This is a genomic window from Mesorhizobium neociceri (assembly GCF_013520985.1).
GTDB classification, from domain to species: Bacteria; Pseudomonadota; Alphaproteobacteria; order Rhizobiales; family Rhizobiaceae; genus Mesorhizobium; species Mesorhizobium neociceri.
Window position 1 is genome coordinate 620,075 of record NZ_JACDTY010000002.1, and the last position, 15,007, is coordinate 635,081.

The following is a 15,007-nucleotide window of genomic DNA, read 5'->3' on the forward strand; positions in this document are numbered from 1 at the left end:
CTGAGTGAGGACGTCATGAGAGCGGTGCGCCTGGAAGCGGTGGGCAGCGTTGGGCTGCGGGAAGTCGACAAGCCCGTAGCGGGACCGCAGGATGTTCTCGTGCGCATCGAAGCCTGCGGCGTTTGCGGCACCGACCGTCACCTCCTCCACGGCGAATTCCCGTCGAGCCCGCCGGTGACACTTGGTCACGAATTCTGCGGCATCGTCGAGGCCGTTGGAGAAGCGGTTTCCGGCATCGCCGTGGGCGACCGCGTCACCGGAGATCCCAACATCTTCTGCGGGCGCTGCAGCCATTGCCGGGCCGGTCGCGTCAATTTGTGCAGCAATCTCAGGGCCATCGGCATCCATCGCGACGGCGGCTTCGCCGACTTTGTCGTGATGCCGCAGAGCCAGGCTTTCCTCCTGCCTGCGGACCTCAAACCAACGCATGGCGCTTTCTGCGAGCCGCTGGCCTGCTGCCTGCACGCTGTCGACCTCGCCGGCATCAGGCCCGGCGCTTCGGTAGTGGTGCTTGGTGGCGGCGTCATCGGCCTGCTTACCGTGCAATTGGCCAGGCTCGCAGGCGCGGCGACAATCATCCTGTCGACGCGGCAAGCCTCCCGCCGGGCGCTCGCCGAAGAGCTCGGTGCAACCGCGACGGTCGATCCAAGCGCCGTCGACCCGATTGAGGCGATCGCCGGGCCAGCCGGCCTTGTGCCCGGTGGGGTCGACGTGGTGCTTGAATGCGCTGGTGTCTCCGACACCGTCGAGCAATCGATGCGGCTGGCGAAACCTGGCGGCACGGTGGTGATTGTCGGCGTGATGCCGCAAGGCGTGAAGGTGCCCTTCGAACCGTTCGATGTGCTGTTTCGCGAACTGAAGGTTCTCGGCTCGTTCATCAACCCTTTCACCCACAGGCGGGCAGCGGACCTTGTCGCGTCCAGGGCAATCGAGATCGACAAGCTCATCTCAAGACAGGTCGGCCTGGAGGAAGCCCCCTCGGTGATCGCCAACCCGGCAGCGCCAGGCGAGGTCAAGGTGCTGGTGGTGCCGGGACGAAGCTGAGCCGCTCGGCCTCAGGCTACGCAGGCAAAGAAAAACCCCGGGCGAGCCGCCCGGGGTTTCTTTTGAATGTGGCCAGTGTGCCTACAGCTTGCCGTTGCGCTGCTGGACCATCATGAAGGTGTCGTAATTGTATTCGGCCACCTGGGCCCAGAGATAGTGCTCCTTGCGGAAGCCCTTGATCGAGTCCCAGATCTTCTTGAACGGCGCGTTGGTGGCTTCCATTTCGGTGTAGACCTCATTGGCCTTCTCGAAGCAGGCAGCCATGATGTCCTGGCTGAACGGGCGCAATTTCGCGCCGCCGGCCACCAGCCGCTTCACCGCTGCAGGATTGAGATAGTCGTATTTCTGCAGCATGTTGGCGTCGGCCGCCTGCGCGGCGGTATGCACCAGCGACTTGTAGGCCGGCGAAAGCTCTTCGTATTTCGCCTTGTTGAACAAGAGATGGACGGTCGGGCCGCCTTCCCACCAGCCGGGATAGTAGTAGTAGGGCGCGACCTTGTAGAAGCCGAGCTTCTCGTCGTCATAGGGGCCGACCCATTCGGCGGCGTCGATCGTGCCTTTTTCCAGCGCCGGATAGATGTCGCCACCGGCGATCTGCTGCGGTACGACACCGAGCTTCGAGACAACTTTGCCGGCAAAGCCGCCGATACGCATCTTGAGGCCGGAAAGGTCGGCGACGGTGTTGATCTCCTTGCGGAACCAGCCGCCCATCTGCACGCCGGTGTTGCCGCCGGGCAGGCCGAAAAGACCTTGCGTGGCGAGAAACTCGTTGAACAGGTCGATACCGCCGCCATGGTAGTGCCAGGCATTCATGCCGCGCGCATTGAGCGAGAACGGCACCGCCGCACCCAGCGCCCATGTCGGGTCCTTGCCCCAATAATAGTATGACACCGTGTGGCAGGCCTCGACGGTTCCGGCGGTGGTGGCGTCGGCGGCCTGCAGGCCGGGCACGAGTTCGCCGGAGGCAAAGACCTGGACCTGGAAATTGCCGTCGGTCGCCTCCGACAGCATTTTCGAGAAGACTTCCGCGCCGCCATAGATCGTATCGAGCGATTTCGGGAAGGACGATGCCAGCCGCCACGTCACTTTCGGATTGGACTGGGCGATTGCCGGCGCGGCTAGCGTGGCGGCAGCCGCCGCGGCGCCCACGCCGGTAACCCCGGCCTTGCGGATGAATGAACGACGATCCATGCAGTTCCTCCCTATTGGACCAACAAACCGATATCAGGGACATCTCCTCACGCCCGGTATCGGTTTGCCCGAAACAATACACGGGCAAGGGGTCGAGTCCAGCATGGCAGCGGGATTTGACGGCGGCACTGGTGACAAATCCGCGAGGCGGGCGCCCGGCCTGCAACTATAGTCTAACGTTTATAGCGTGGCCCATGCGAGACAACGAAACTTGCCATGGAAAAGCGCCTTCGGATCGCCTATTTTGCAGGCACAATAGGTTATCGCTTCGCGTCAAAGAGAATCCGGACCCAAAATGCACCAGCCGCTCGTCGCCATATCGACCGACGTCCGTCAGTTCGACAACTACACCTGGCATGCCGCCCCGCAGCAATATATCGAGGCAGCACTTGCCGGCGCCGGCGTGTTCCCGCTGCTGGTGCCGTCCTTCGGCGACCGGCTCGATTTCGACGAACTGCTGTCGTCGGTCGACGGCGTCATGGTCACCGGCTCAAAGTCCAACGTGCATCCCTCGCTCTATGGCGGCGACGCCAGCGAGGCCAACGGCCCCTACGATCCGGCGCGCGATTCCACCACGCTGCCGTTGATCCGCAAGGCGATCGAGCGCGGCGTGCCGCTGCTTGCCATCTGCCGCGGCATCCAGGAGTTGAACGTGGCGCTGGGCGGCACGCTGGGCACCGAGATCCAGGAGCGCGAGGGCACGCTCGACCACCGCGCGCCGGTGAGCGACAACCAGGACGAGCGTTTCGCCATTCACCAGACCATTTCGATCAAGCCCGGCAGCTGCCTGGCCGGCGTGTTCGGCCCCGGCGACATCAAGGTCAACTCGCTGCACCGCCAGGGGATCGACCGGCTCGGCTCGAAACTGCAGGTCGAAGCGGTGGCCGCCGACGGCACGGTCGAGGCGGTTTCGGTGAAGGATGCCCGCGCCTTCGCCGTCGGCGTGCAGTGGCACCCCGAATACTGGGTCAAGTCGGACAGCAACTCGGCCAAGATTTTCCGCGCCTTCGGCGATGCCGTGCGCCTGCACGCGGCGGCGAAGGCCGGCGCGCGGGCGGCGGCCGAGTAAATCCCGACGATCAATTGCCGGCGGATCGATCCCGATCGTCGGTTGTCGCCAGCGACAGCAGCGGCGTGGCCGGCGCGTAGGATTCGTAGCCATCGCCATCGGCGACCGAGAAGGTAACGATCGGATCGATGCCGTCGGCGCTGAAAGCGACCGTGCCGTCCTGCCCCTCGCGCCAGAATTTCGCCCGCTCGATGCCAGGCAGCAGCCGGCGGCAATTCGGCGCCACCGTCAGCAGCGACAGGCCGTCGTTGATCGCGGCGCCGCGGGTCACCGCGCAGTCGCCTTCATCGCCATTGGCGACCAGCCGGAAGCTGGTGGACGGCGTGACCTCGTCGGCGGCGCTTTGGCCAGCGCCACCGTGAAACAGCTGAACGCCGCCAAACAGCGCCGCGGCGGCGATCAATGCGGAAAGTGTTTTCATTCTGGTATTCATCCACGCATACGCCCCGGATGAATAATCATTTCGAAGGGTTAAGCTGACGTTAATAAATGTGGCCGTCGTGCCCCGGCGTTAACCGGCCGCCTTCACATTCACCGTCTCGGGCACCGGGGTCAGCGGCCGGCGCTCGCTGAACCAGGACACCAGATTGTCGACGCAGAGATCCGCCATGGCGCGGCGTGTGTGGTGCGAAGCCGAACCGACATGCGGCAACAGCGAGGTGTTGGGCGCTTCGAGCAAGGCCTTGGGCACGTTCGGTTCGTCGGCAAAGACATCGAGCCCGGCGGCGGCGATGGTGCCACTGGCAAGCGCCGCCGCAAGAGCCGGCTCATCGACCGTGCTGCCGCGGCCGATGTTTACGAACACGCCATTGGCGCCAAGCGCGGTCAGGATTTCGGCATTGACCGCCTTTTCGGTGGAAGCACCGCCCGGCACCACGGAAATCAGCGTGTCGACCGCTTCGGCAAGGCCTTTCAGCGTCGGGTGGTATTGGTGAGCGAGACCTTCGACCTTGCGCCGGTTGTGGTAGGCGACCGGCAGCCCGAACGCTTCCAGCCTGCGCGCAATGGCGAGGCCGATGCGGCCCATGCCGAAAATGCCGACATGCCGGCCGCGCAAGGTCAGCCGGCTCAGCGGATAGTCGCCCTTCTTCACCCAGCTGCCGTCGCGCAGCCATTTCTCGGCGGTGTACAGTTCACGCACGGTGTTGAGCAAAAGGCCGATCGTGGTGTCGGCGACCTCTTCGGTCAAAACATCGGGGGTGTTGGTGACCATGATGTTTTTCTTGGCCGCATGAACGGCATCGACCGAATCATAGCCGACGCCGAACGAGGCGATGAGTTCAAGGTTGGGCAAGGCATCCATCATCGCCGCACTGATGCCGGCGAAGGACGCAATGGCGCGCACGTCACGGCGCATTTCGTCGGTGACCAGCGCCGGATCGGCGCGTTCGATCTTGACCCGTCTGAAGGTGCGGTCGATGCGTTCGACCGCATGGTCGTTGAAATGCCCCGGCACCAGAACGGCGACGGAGTGCAACTGCTCAGGCTTGGTCATGCACGCTCCACCGGCTTGCCGGTCGACTGGCGCACATGCAGTTCCGGCTTGATCAGTTCCTGCGACGGCCGTACCGCCTGTCCGTTCAACTTGTCGAGCAGCGCGCTGGCGGCGCGGCGGCCGACCTCGCGCTGGCCATTCCAGACAGTGGTGAGCGCCGGTGTTGCGATTGCCGCCTCCTCGAGATCGTCATAGCCGGTGACCGAGATGTCGGCGCCCGGCACCAGGCCGGCGCGGGCTATGCCGTTCATCAGTCCTATGGCAACCAGATCATTCCAGCAGCAGGCGGCGGTTGGCTTGTCTTTCAGCGCCAAAAACTGTCCAGCCGCCTCGAATCCGCCCTGCTTGGTGCGCGGCCCGGGAATGCGCCAGGACGGCCTGACCTCAAGCCCGGCCGCTTCCATGGCGTTGAGATAGCCCTGGTAGCGGTCGCGTCCGGTCGAGGTCTGGTCGGTGCCGCCGATCATGGCGATGCGCTTGTGGCCAAGCGAGATCAAATGATTGGTGGCAAGCGCGGTGCCATAGGCATCGTCGCCGCGAAACACCGGAACGTCCGCGCCTTCCACGGTGCGCGCGATCAGCACCGCCGGCAGCCCGTTTTCCTCGGCCATGACGATGTCGGAAGCCGGCGTGCCGATGGCCGGAGACATGATGACGCCGTCGGCGCCGAGCTGCAGCAGTGTGTCGATGAAGGTGCGCTGCTTTTCGAGCTGGTCGTAGTGGTTGGACAGGATGAAGGTCTGCCGGCTGCGGTCGAGCTCGCTTTCGATCGAGCGCAGGATCTCGGCAAAGAACGGGTTCATGATGTCATGGACGACGACGCCGACAATGCCCGAGCGCGAGGTGCGCAGAGAGGCGGCGCGGCGGTTGTAGATATAGCCGATAGCGCGGGCGTGTTCCTTGATGCGGTCGCGCGTGGCGCCGGCGACGAGCGGGCTGTCGCGCAATGCAAGCGAGACCGTGGCCGTGGACACGCCAAGCGCATCCGCGATCGTCGAAAGCTTGATCTTCTGTGCCAGCCCTTCGCTCCCCGAGTTTTTTAAATTTTTTAAATGCGGCGTTATGCCATCGGATTCGGAGCAAATCAAAGTTTTTTCGCCAGCGCCTCCGCCTCGACGTCGACAGTCGTGCGATTGCGCAGGCGCAGACGGTGTTCGCGATGGATGATGTAGAGGCCGCTGGCGACGATGATGGCAGCACCTACCAGCGTCCAGCGGTCGGGGAATTGGTGGAAGATGATCCAGCCGGACAGGATCATCCAGACCATTTGCGAATACGGATACGGCGCCAGCGCCGTGGTCGTCGCCAGGCGGTAGGCCTGCACCAGCAGCCAGTGGCCGCCGGCGCCGAACACGCCCAGCATCGCGAGGATAAACCAGTGCCAGCCATCCTGCGGTAACTGATGTGAGAACGGCAGCATCGGCAGAAGCAGCAGAGCCGGCGCCAGCGCCGAAAACAGGATCAGGCTCTCCGAGCTTTCGCTGGCCGACATGCGTCGCGTCATGATGACGTAAAAGGAGTTCGACAGCATCGAGCCGAGCGCAAAGAGATGGCCGACGCCAAAGACACCGACGCCCGGCCTTGTGATGACCAGCACGCCGACAAAGCCCGACAGGATCGCCAGCCAGCGCCGCCAGCCGGCCCATTCGCCAAGCAGCGGGCCGGCAAGGGCGGTGATCACCATCGGACCGAAGAAGTAGATCGAGGTGGTTTCGGCCAGTTGCAGGGTTTTGAGCGCCATGACGTTGCACATGGTGGAACCGAACAGCAGTCCGCCGCGCAGGATGTGGGCCGGCAGATTGTTGGCGCGGAACCGCGACGGCTCGCGCCAGCCACGCAGAAAGACGCCGACGAGCAGGACATGCACGGTGAATCGGGCCCAGGCGACGATCAGCGCCGAGACGCCGGCCAGCACCAGATATTTGCTCGACGTGTCGAGAAAGGTGAAAAAGACATAGGTGGAAAGCATGAACAGCATCGCCGCGGGCGGCGTTGCGCTTTCGTCTGATTTTGCGGGAACGTTCAAGGTCAGGCCGGCAGGGAGGATCGACGCTTAACCTTTGCGGCAATCGCCTGTGCCCGGCAAGCCAAAAGCGACTGGCACAACAGGCGCCGAGGACAGGCTCAGCGCACTGCGCGCCCATTGCCTAAGAATTAGGCATGCATGCGGGCGCCTTTGGTGATCTTGTCGACGAGTTTCTTGTCGGCACGCAGCGCGATGCCGACGACCTTGGCGTCATCGGGCGCGAATTCGGCGAACACGGTGCGGTTGGCCGCATCAAAGCCGGTGGCAAACATCTCCTCGACATAGGCCGATGTCGTCACCCCGCGCTCCAGCGCCCGGCGGTGGATGGCATTGAGTGTCGGTCCATCGGCCGAAAGCACGATGACCGGCTGGATAGACAGCGGATTGTAGAGGTTGCCGGCGCGGTCGCGGTAAGGCTCGCCGATAATGTCGGGGAATTGCGCGACGATGCCGCTGGTCACGAACGCGGTGACGTTCAGCTTCTGCCAGACGGGGAGATCGTCCCGCAGCACGATTGCAAATTTTGTATCGAACACCAAGATTAGGACTCCGAGGGCACGCCCATGAAGGGCAGGGATAGGCGATGGCGCACGGTATAGACGGTGAGGCGGCACAGGGTCTTGAACGTTCGTGCGCGGATTCGGTCACACCTGGGGACCGCATCGTGTCGGCGCCTGTTACCACCGGGATCGAGCGCATCGAGGCGCATTTCCATGGCAACGCCTTCGATCTGCACCGCCACGATACGCTTGCCATCGGCGTGACGCTGTCCGGTGTGCAGCGTTTCCACTACCGCGGCGCAATCCAGTACAGCATGCCAGGCCAGGTGATCGTGCTGCATCCCGACGAAGTGCACGATGGCGGCGCCGGCACCGAGGACGGCTTGCGCTACCGGATCCTCTATCTGGAGCCGTCACTGCTGCTCGATTGCCTCGACGGCGCGCCGCTGCCTTTCGTCAGGGATGCGGTGGTGAGCGATGCCGCCTTGCGCGGTACGCTGCTTTCGGCCTTGTTGCCGCTCGACGAGGAACTGGACGACCTGTTCGTCGCCGATTTCATTGCAGAGCTGGCGCAGCATCTGGGGCGCCATGCCGGACAGAAGGCAAAGCCGATGGGAAAGTCGGCCTGGCGCGCCGCGGCGCTGGCGCGCGACTATCTCGAGGAGAATGCCGAGCGGCCCGTCCGTTCCGATGAGCTGGAAGCGATCACCGGGCTCGACCGCTATGCACTGTCACGTCATTTCCGCGCAACCTATTCCACCAGCCCGCATCGTTTCCTGTTGATGCGCCGGCTGCAAAGGGCAAGGCGGATGATCGAGGTGGGCGAGCCTCTGGCCGAAATCGCTGTTGGCGCCGGCTTCAGCGATCAGAGCCATTTCAACAGACATTTCAAGAAAGCATTCGGCCTGACGCCCGGACGCTGGTCGATGCTGGTGCGCGGACCTTCCGTGGCGGCCTAGCTCAAAACGCGCCGATCAATCGTCGATGTCGGCATCGTCGTCGACAAGCACCAGTTCTTCGTTCGACAGATTGGCTTCGATGCGGGCGAGCAGCTTGAACAGCGTCTTCTGCTCTTTCTTGTCGAGGCCCTTCAAGGCCTGCTTTTCGGTCTTCTTCACCGATTTCTCGATGGCGTGGATGATCTCACGGCCGGTGTCGGTGAGGAAAATATGCGCCTGGCGCGCATCCGCTGAGGAGGCGCGCTTTTCTAGAAAACCCTGCGCCTGCAGCCGGTTGATGGTCTTGGTGATGGTCGGCGGACGCACGCCGAGGCGGCCGGCGAGATTGCCGGGCGTCTGGCCGTCCTCGCGGTCGAGCGTCAGCATGATCTGGTCCTGGCCGGCATAGAAGCCATGCGCCAGAAGCCGCGCCGCCAGCGCGGTCCTTGCCAGCCTTGCCGCCGAATGCAGCCGGCTCATCGTTGCAGTCTTGTCCGCCTTGGCCATGGTGATCCCTCTTCGGCCGAACCGGTGCGTGCAGCATAGACGCAGCCGGTCGGTTGGCAATCGACGATCAAAAAGATTCCGGCTTTCGAAACAGCTTTGCCGGCAAGCATTTGTGGTGCCGACCGTGGTGATGCCAGATGTTTATTTCAGTTAGATGACAAACAAGTTTCCGCCAAGGCGATTGCAGTGGTTTAACGCGGAGCGGCTCTGCACAGGGTCAACGAAGAAGCGTTCCCGGCGACGTATTGGACGGTCCGCACCCCTCGCACGGGTGATATTCCGGCCCACCCATCCGCTTGTCACCCCTGGGTCAAACGCCCATGCGGTTTGCCTCGTGCAAAAGGCCGGCACACATCCTATATCAGGCCAACAATCCCTTCCTGCGGCCCGGAATTTCGTGGCCCAGTCATTTTGAGGCAAGACATGAGCGATGCACAGACGACGCAGATCCCCGTGACCGTTCTCACCGGCTATCTCGGCGCCGGCAAGACGACCCTGCTCAACCGCATCCTGTCGGAAAACCACGGCAAGCGTTACGCCGTCATCGTCAATGAATTCGGCGAGATCGGCATCGATAACGAACTCATCGTGGAATCCGACGAGGAAATCTACGAAATGAACAATGGCTGCGTCTGCTGCACGGTGCGCGGCGACCTGATCCGTGTCGTCGAAGGCCTGATGCGCCGTCCCGGCCGTTTCGACGCCATCGTCGTCGAGACCACCGGTCTCGCCGACCCGGTGCCGGTGGCGCAGACCTTCTTCATGGACGACGACGTGCGTTCCAAGACCAAGCTCGACGCGGTGGTGGCGCTGGTCGACGCCAAGCATTTGCCGCTCAGGCTCAAGGATTCCAGGGAAGCCGAAGACCAGATCGCCTTCGCCGATGTCGTCGTGCTCAACAAAACCGATCTGGTCACGCCCGAGGAACTCGCCAAGGTCGAAGCGACCATCCGCGCCATCAACCCGGCGGCCAGGATCCACCGCACCACGCGCGCCGGCGTGGCACTGTCCGAAGTGCTCGACCGCGGCGCCTTCGACCTGTCGCGCGCGCTGGAAAACGACCCGCATTTCCTCGAAGCGCATGATCATGATCACGACCACCATGACCACGACCATGATCACCACGATCATGGTGGCCACGATCATCATCATCACGATCACGCGCACGCTTCCGACATTCACGACGTGACGGTGCAGTCGGTGTCGCTGCGCGGTGGCGAGATGGACCCGAAGAAGTTCTTCCCCTGGATCGAGAAGATCACCCAGATGGAGGGCCCCAATATCCTGCGTCTGAAAGGCATTATCGCGCTCAAGGGCGACGACGAGCGCTATGTCATCCAGGGCGTGCACATGATCATCGAAGGCGACCACCAGCGCGCCTGGAAGGACGGCGAGAAACATGAAAGCCGGCTGGTCTTCATCGGCAGGGAACTCGACGCCGAGCGGCTGAAGAAGAGCTTCGAGGCCTGCCAGGCGGCTTGATTTCCGGACTTTATGGCGCTAGCGCTGCCCGCTCTTCCTGCTCCCCTTGTGGGAGAAGGTGGCCTCGCGAAGCGAGGTCGGATGAGGGGTGTTCCAGCTTGGCAGGACGGCGATCCTTCCAACACCCCTCATCCGTCTCGGCGCTACGCGCCGATCCACCTTCTCCCACAAGGGGAGAAGGTTGGCGCCACCTGGCCGCGCTGGCGACTTTTCGGGGGTGGCGACAAATCTCATTGGAATGGTTCTGATGCCCACAGTTGCCCCCCTCGACCTCGACGGCCATTGCCTTGCCGCCGTCTTCCTCGACAATGTGCCGCATTTTGCGCTGGCTGATGGCGCTGTGCATCGGCTGGACAATGGCCACAAGACAATTCAGGCCAATGATGGCCTGCTCTCCACCTTCCATGACGCCGCCAATGACCGGCTGATCACCGGCGGCGAAGACGGCAAGATTTTTGCTGTTGCCGCCGGCGGAACCGTCAACGAGCTGGCGAGCGCCGGCAAGAAGTGGATCACCAGCGTTTCCGCCGGGCCGCAAGGCGCCATCGCTTATGCCACTGGCAAGACCGCCTTCGTGCGCTTCGCCGACGGCAAGACCAAAGAGTTTGCCCATCCGCGTTCGGTCGAGGGGCTGGCCTTCTCGCCCAAGGGCATGCGCTTCGGCGTCGCCCGCTATAATGGCGCGACGCTGCATTTCCCTGCCGCCGAGGGCAAGCCGGTCGAGCTGGACTGGGCCGGCGCCCATACCGGCATCACCTTTTCGCCCGACGGCGCCTTCCTCGTCACCACCATGCAGGAAAATGCGCTGCATGGCTGGAAGCTCGCCGACGGCAAGCACATGCGCATGACGGGTTATCCAGGCAAGGTCAAAAGCCTGTCGTGGAGCGTGAAGGGCAAGTGGCTGGCGAGTTCCGGCGCGCCGGCGGCGATCGTCTGGCCGTTTTCGGGCAAGGATGGCCCGATGGGCAAGGCGCCGCTGGAACTCGGCACCCGCGGCAACGCCATGGTGACATCTGTCGCCTGCCATCCGAGCCAGGATGTCGTGGCCGTTGGCTACGACGACGGCATGGTCATGGCGGTGCGCTTTGCCGACGCCAAAGAGGTGCTGCTGCGCCGCCCGGGCAAGGGCGCGATCACCGCGATGATGTGGGACAAGGAAGAGCGCCGCGTCGCCTTCGGCAGTGCCGCTGGCGATTGCGGCGTCATCGACATCTCCGCCTGACCTATTCGGCCCCACACGACACCTTGCCGGTCAGCTCTTTCGGCTTGCCGTCCTGTTCCGTGTCGGCAGCATTGTCGTAGACAGCAAGCGTGTACTGGCCGTCATAGACGCCCTCGTCGCTCGTCTTGGTCAGGATCGTCAGTTCGACAGAGTTGAATTTATCTCCGAGCTGATGCTCATGGTAGATGTTCAGCCGCAACTCCTTGTCGTCCAGCCAGTATTGCGTGAGGTCGGAATCCTCGAAGACGGTCTTGCGCAGGCTGTCGCCGTCAGGCCGGCCGAGTATCTCGAGATCGCCGCGAAAATTGAAGGTCGGGCCGCCCATGCCTCTGGTGACGCCGGCGCCGACATCGAATTTCACCATCGCATCGTCGACGTCGCACCAGATACCGCCGGATGCCGAAGCCGCATCGGCCGACAAGAGTAGCGCTATAGTGCCGATGATCGTCCGCATTTTCTCCCCCCAGAACCACAAACCCGACCGCATTGGCGCCTGACTGCGCCGCAAGGTCAAGCCTGCCGAACTCGCCGCTGAGCCAATGCAGGGCATCGACCCGGCCAATTGCGGTAGCCGACGCCAATTGGCTAGTGTGCCTGTCGAGAGGGATTTCATGCACAGCACTGACAGTTCAAAGACGTCCATCAGCGGCATCAGCGCTGCCCGCATCGCCAAGTTGCGCGAGAGCGAGGCCGAAACGTTCCGCAAGGCGCGGCCGAAATCGGCGGCCAAGGTGGGCAACGGCCTGCCCGGCTTTTTCGGCGGCGTGCCGATGCACTGGATGAACGACTGGCCGACGCCGTTCCCGATCCTGGTCGACAGCGCCAAAGGCGCCACCATCACCGACATTGACGGCAACAGGCTCGACGATTTCTGCCTCGGCGACACCGGCTCGATGTTCGGCCATTCGCCGCCGCCGGTGGCGCGCGCCATCCGCCGCCAGGCCGGGAGTGGCCTGACCTATATGCTGCCTTCGGAAGATGCGCTGGCCATCGGGCCGCTGCTGCAAGAGCGCTTCGGCCTGCCGTTCTGGCAGATCGCCACCACCGCCACCGACGCCAACCGGTTCGCGTTGCGCGTCGCTCGGGCCGTGACGGGGCGCGAAAAAATACTGGTCTTCAACGGCTGCTATCACGGCTCGGTCGACGAGACGATGGTGCGGCTGGTCGATGGCATACCGGTCAACCGACCGGGACTGGCGGGCGAATTTCGCGACCTGACCAAGACGGCGAAGGTCATCGAGTTCAACGATGTTGCCGCGTTGGAAGCGGCGCTCAAGGACAAGGACGTGGCCTGCGTCATCGCCGAGCCGGTGCTGACCAATTCCTGTATGGTGCTGCCCGATCAGGGTTTCCATGATGCCTTGCGCAAACTGACGCGCGCGGCCGGCACGCTGCTTCTGATCGACGAAACGCACACCATCTCCACCGGTCCCGGCGGCTACACCAGGAAATTCGGACTGGACCCGGACTTCTTTGTTTTGGGCAAGCCGATCGCCGGCGGCGTGCCGGCGAGCGTGTGGGGGATGAGCGACGAGGTCGCCAACCGCTACGCCGACTACAACAGAACCAAGGAGCCGGGTTATTCCGGCATGGGCACGACGCTATCGGCCAACCCGCTGCAATTCGCGGCGATGCGCGCCACGCTCGAAGAGGTGATGACGCAAGAGAATTACGCCCATATGGACCGTCTGGCGCTGCGGCTAGACGCCGGGCTGACCGGGGTCATCGACCGCTACAATCTGCCCTGGCATGTTGCCCGCGTCGGCGCCCGCGTCGAGTTCATCTGCGCGCCCGACCCGTTGCGCGATGGCGCGGAGGCGGAAGCGGCACACGCGCCGGAGCTCGAAGCCGCTGTTCATGTCGCGCTGGTCAACCAGGGCGTGTTGATCGCGCCCTTCCACAACATGATGCTGATCTCGCCGGCCACCACCGGCGCCCAGGTCAACCGGCTGATCACCGCCTTCGCCACGGTTGCGGCAAGGCTGACGGCATGAGACAAGCGACTGAACGGGCGGCTGCCGAACGGACCGCCAAGGAAACCTTGAGTACAGTAATCATGACTTCACCTTCGGGCTCGACGCCCGCCGAGGCGCAAGCCTTTCTCGACGCCCATCCTGAAATCGAAGCTTTCGACATCGTCTTGACCGACGCCAACGGCGTCGGCCGCGGTAAGATCGTGCGTCGGCATGAGCTGAAAAGCATCTATGAGGGCGGCCGCCACATGCCGATCTCGATCCTCGGCCTCGACATCACCGGCGAGGATGTGCACGAGACCGGGTTGATCTGGACGACTGGCGACGGCGACCTCAGGGCATGGCCGATCCCCGGCACGCTGGTGCCGCTCTACGGCACAAGCCCGCCGCGTGGCCAGCTACTCATGGCGATGTACCACCTCGAGGGCCAGCCAATGTCGTCGGACCCGCGGCTGGCGCTGGCCAGGCAGGTCGACATATTGGCCGCCAAGGGTCTTTACCCCGCCGGCGCTTTCGAACTCGAATTTTTCCTGCTCGCCAATGAGCGTGACGCCGACGGCAAGGTGAAGCCGGCGGACGCCGTGCTCGACGGCCGCCGCTCGGCCAAGACCGAGGTCTATTCGGTCGACCATCTGCATGGCATGGAGCCACTGTTTTCCGACATCTATGCCGCGGCCAAGGCGCAAGGCATTCCGGCCGAAACGGTGATTTCCGAATATGCGCCCGGCCAGTATGAATTGACGCTGAACTACCGCAAGGACGTGATGCGGGCGGCCGACGATCTGGTCATGCTGAAGCGGCTGGTGCGGGCGCAGGCGCGCCGCCATGGCGTCACCGCCTGCTTCATGGCCAAGCCGATCGAAAAGTACGCCGGCTCCGGCATGCATTTCCATGTTTCGCTGCAGGACAAAAACGGCCGAAATGTATTTGCCGAGGCCGGCGGCGAAAGCTGGTCGCTGCCGCTGCTGCAGGGGCTTGGTGGCCTGATCCAGACCATGGCCGAATCGATGCTGGTGTTTGCGCCGCACGCCAATTCGTGGCGGCGCTTCGTCTCGCAATCCTATGCGCCGGTGGCGCCGACCTGGGGCGTCAACAACCGCTCCGTGGCGCTGCGCGTGCCGGCAGGCGACGCCAGGAACCGGCGCATCGAACACCGGCCGTCGGGCGTCGACGCCAATCCCTACTTGATCGCCGCAACCGTACTGGCCGGCATCGTCAAGGGACTGGATGAAGGCCTGGACCCCGGTCCGGAGACCACCGGCAATGGCTATGAAGCGGCGGTAACGCGCACGACCATGCCGGTCGACTGGCGCGCCGCGATCGAGGCGGCGCGGGCATCGAGCTTCCTGAAAGAGGCGCTGGGCGAGGATCTGCACCGCACCTTCGTGGCGATCAAGCAGTCCGAATATCTGCGCGTCGCCCGCACGGTGAGCGAGCTCGACTACCACCTCTATCTGCACGAGGTGTGATGGCAGCAGGAACCATCATCGGCCTTATCCATTTCAATCTCGAATGGACGAGGCAGGATCATGGCGACCACAGGCCTTCCACGTGAAGCAA

At 63.5% G+C, this 15,007-nt stretch carries 15 protein-coding genes; 7 read left to right on the plus strand and 8 right to left on the minus strand.

The window, feature by feature from the left end; genetic code table 11:
• Positions 1-15 precede the first annotated feature (15 nt).
• Entirely contained in the window at positions 16-1,044 is a 1,029-nt protein-coding gene (locus tag H0241_RS07010) for a zinc-dependent alcohol dehydrogenase family protein (protein ID WP_181056663.1), read from the plus strand.
• An 81-nt stretch (positions 1,045-1,125) separates the two neighbouring features.
• Here the strand turns inward: H0241_RS07010 and H0241_RS07015 are convergent, their stop codons facing one another.
• On the minus strand, positions 1,126-2,235 hold the full coding sequence (locus tag H0241_RS07015; protein WP_181056664.1) for a TRAP transporter substrate-binding protein: 1,110 nt from the start codon (positions 2,233-2,235) through the stop codon (positions 1,126-1,128).
• A gap of 295 nt (positions 2,236-2,530) precedes the next feature.
• On the opposite strand from H0241_RS07015, the gene H0241_RS07020 reads away from it, so the two are divergent.
• Positions 2,531-3,304, plus strand: a complete 774-nt coding sequence (locus H0241_RS07020; RefSeq protein ID WP_181056665.1) for a gamma-glutamyl-gamma-aminobutyrate hydrolase family protein — start codon at positions 2,531-2,533, stop codon at positions 3,302-3,304.
• A gap of 10 nt (positions 3,305-3,314) precedes the next feature.
• Here the strand turns inward: H0241_RS07020 and H0241_RS07025 are convergent, their stop codons facing one another.
• The 5 genes from H0241_RS07025 to H0241_RS07045 form a co-directional block, all read right to left on the minus strand.
• Complete coding sequence (locus H0241_RS07025) at positions 3,315-3,725, minus strand: hypothetical protein (RefSeq protein WP_181056666.1); 411 nt, start codon at positions 3,723-3,725, stop codon at positions 3,315-3,317.
• Between the two features lie 90 nt (positions 3,726-3,815).
• Positions 3,816-4,799 carry a 2-hydroxyacid dehydrogenase gene (locus H0241_RS07030; RefSeq protein WP_181056667.1) on the minus strand — a complete coding sequence of 328 codons (984 nt, stop codon included), beginning with the start codon at positions 4,797-4,799 and terminating at the stop codon, positions 3,816-3,818.
• Positions 4,796-5,818 (minus strand): LacI family DNA-binding transcriptional regulator, encoded by a 1,023-nt coding sequence (locus tag H0241_RS07035; protein ID WP_181056868.1) that lies wholly within the window; start codon positions 5,816-5,818, stop codon positions 4,796-4,798. The genes H0241_RS07030 and H0241_RS07035 overlap by 4 nt, the downstream gene beginning before the upstream one ends.
• Positions 5,819-5,883: 65 nt before the next feature.
• Positions 5,884-6,768 carry a DMT family transporter gene (locus H0241_RS07040; protein WP_181056668.1) on the minus strand — a complete coding sequence of 295 codons (885 nt, stop codon included), beginning with the start codon at positions 6,766-6,768 and terminating at the stop codon, positions 5,884-5,886.
• A 185-nt stretch (positions 6,769-6,953) separates the two neighbouring features.
• Entirely contained in the window at positions 6,954-7,361 is a 408-nt protein-coding gene (locus H0241_RS07045; RefSeq protein WP_181056669.1) for a DUF2000 family protein, read from the minus strand.
• Between the two features lie 47 nt (positions 7,362-7,408).
• Between H0241_RS07045 and H0241_RS07050 the strand changes: the two genes are divergently transcribed.
• Positions 7,409-8,284, plus strand: a complete 876-nt coding sequence (locus H0241_RS07050; RefSeq protein WP_181056670.1) for an AraC family transcriptional regulator — start codon at positions 7,409-7,411, stop codon at positions 8,282-8,284.
• A gap of 15 nt (positions 8,285-8,299) precedes the next feature.
• Here H0241_RS07050 and H0241_RS07055 read toward each other — a convergent pair whose 3' ends face one another.
• Complete coding sequence (locus tag H0241_RS07055) at positions 8,300-8,770, minus strand: MarR family winged helix-turn-helix transcriptional regulator (protein WP_023694717.1); 471 nt, start codon at positions 8,768-8,770, stop codon at positions 8,300-8,302.
• Between the two features lie 423 nt (positions 8,771-9,193).
• On the opposite strand from H0241_RS07055, the gene H0241_RS07060 reads away from it, so the two are divergent.
• Positions 9,194-10,252: a CobW family GTP-binding protein gene (locus H0241_RS07060; RefSeq protein WP_181056671.1), complete on the plus strand. Its 1,059-nt coding sequence runs from the start codon at positions 9,194-9,196 to the stop codon at positions 10,250-10,252.
• Between the two features lie 247 nt (positions 10,253-10,499).
• On the plus strand, positions 10,500-11,474 hold the full coding sequence (locus tag H0241_RS07065; protein WP_181056672.1) for a WD40 repeat domain-containing protein: 975 nt from the start codon (positions 10,500-10,502) through the stop codon (positions 11,472-11,474).
• 1 nt (position 11,475) lies between these two features.
• Here H0241_RS07065 and H0241_RS07070 read toward each other — a convergent pair whose 3' ends face one another.
• Entirely contained in the window at positions 11,476-11,928 is a 453-nt protein-coding gene (locus H0241_RS07070; protein WP_181056673.1) for a hypothetical protein, read from the minus strand.
• A gap of 157 nt (positions 11,929-12,085) precedes the next feature.
• On the opposite strand from H0241_RS07070, the gene H0241_RS07075 reads away from it, so the two are divergent.
• Positions 12,086-13,468 carry an aspartate aminotransferase family protein gene (locus H0241_RS07075; RefSeq protein WP_181056674.1) on the plus strand — a complete coding sequence of 461 codons (1,383 nt, stop codon included), beginning with the start codon at positions 12,086-12,088 and terminating at the stop codon, positions 13,466-13,468.
• Positions 13,469-13,530: 62 nt separating this feature from the next.
• On the plus strand, positions 13,531-14,916 hold the full coding sequence (locus H0241_RS07080) for a glutamine synthetase family protein (RefSeq protein ID WP_181056675.1): 1,386 nt from the start codon (positions 13,531-13,533) through the stop codon (positions 14,914-14,916).
• Positions 14,917-15,007 lie beyond the last annotated feature (91 nt).

Bases quoted from the DNA above. Each gene is read 5' to 3' on its own strand.
- H0241_RS07010 (WP_181056663.1), top strand. From the start codon at position 16: ATGAGAGCGGTGCGCCTGGAAGCGGTGGGCAGCGTTGGGCTGCGGGAA.
- H0241_RS07015 (WP_181056664.1), bottom strand. From the start codon at position 2,235: ATGGATCGTCGTTCATTCATCCGCAAGGCCGGGGTTACCGGCGTGGGC.
- H0241_RS07020 (WP_181056665.1), top strand. From the start codon at position 2,531: ATGCACCAGCCGCTCGTCGCCATATCGACCGACGTCCGTCAGTTCGAC.
- H0241_RS07025 (WP_181056666.1), bottom strand. From the start codon at position 3,725: ATGAAAACACTTTCCGCATTGATCGCCGCCGCGGCGCTGTTTGGCGGC.
- H0241_RS07030 (WP_181056667.1), bottom strand. From the start codon at position 4,799: ATGACCAAGCCTGAGCAGTTGCACTCCGTCGCCGTTCTGGTGCCGGGG.
- H0241_RS07040 (WP_181056668.1), bottom strand. From the start codon at position 6,768: ATGCTTTCCACCTATGTCTTTTTCACCTTTCTCGACACGTCGAGCAAA.
- H0241_RS07050 (WP_181056670.1), top strand. From the start codon at position 7,409: ATGGCGCACGGTATAGACGGTGAGGCGGCACAGGGTCTTGAACGTTCG.
- H0241_RS07055 (WP_023694717.1), bottom strand. From the start codon at position 8,770: ATGGCCAAGGCGGACAAGACTGCAACGATGAGCCGGCTGCATTCGGCG.
- H0241_RS07060 (WP_181056671.1), top strand. From the start codon at position 9,194: ATGAGCGATGCACAGACGACGCAGATCCCCGTGACCGTTCTCACCGGC.
- H0241_RS07065 (WP_181056672.1), top strand. From the start codon at position 10,500: ATGCCCACAGTTGCCCCCCTCGACCTCGACGGCCATTGCCTTGCCGCC.
- H0241_RS07070 (WP_181056673.1), bottom strand. From the start codon at position 11,928: ATGCGGACGATCATCGGCACTATAGCGCTACTCTTGTCGGCCGATGCG.
- H0241_RS07075 (WP_181056674.1), top strand. From the start codon at position 12,086: ATGCACAGCACTGACAGTTCAAAGACGTCCATCAGCGGCATCAGCGCT.
- H0241_RS07080 (WP_181056675.1), top strand. From the start codon at position 13,531: ATGACTTCACCTTCGGGCTCGACGCCCGCCGAGGCGCAAGCCTTTCTC.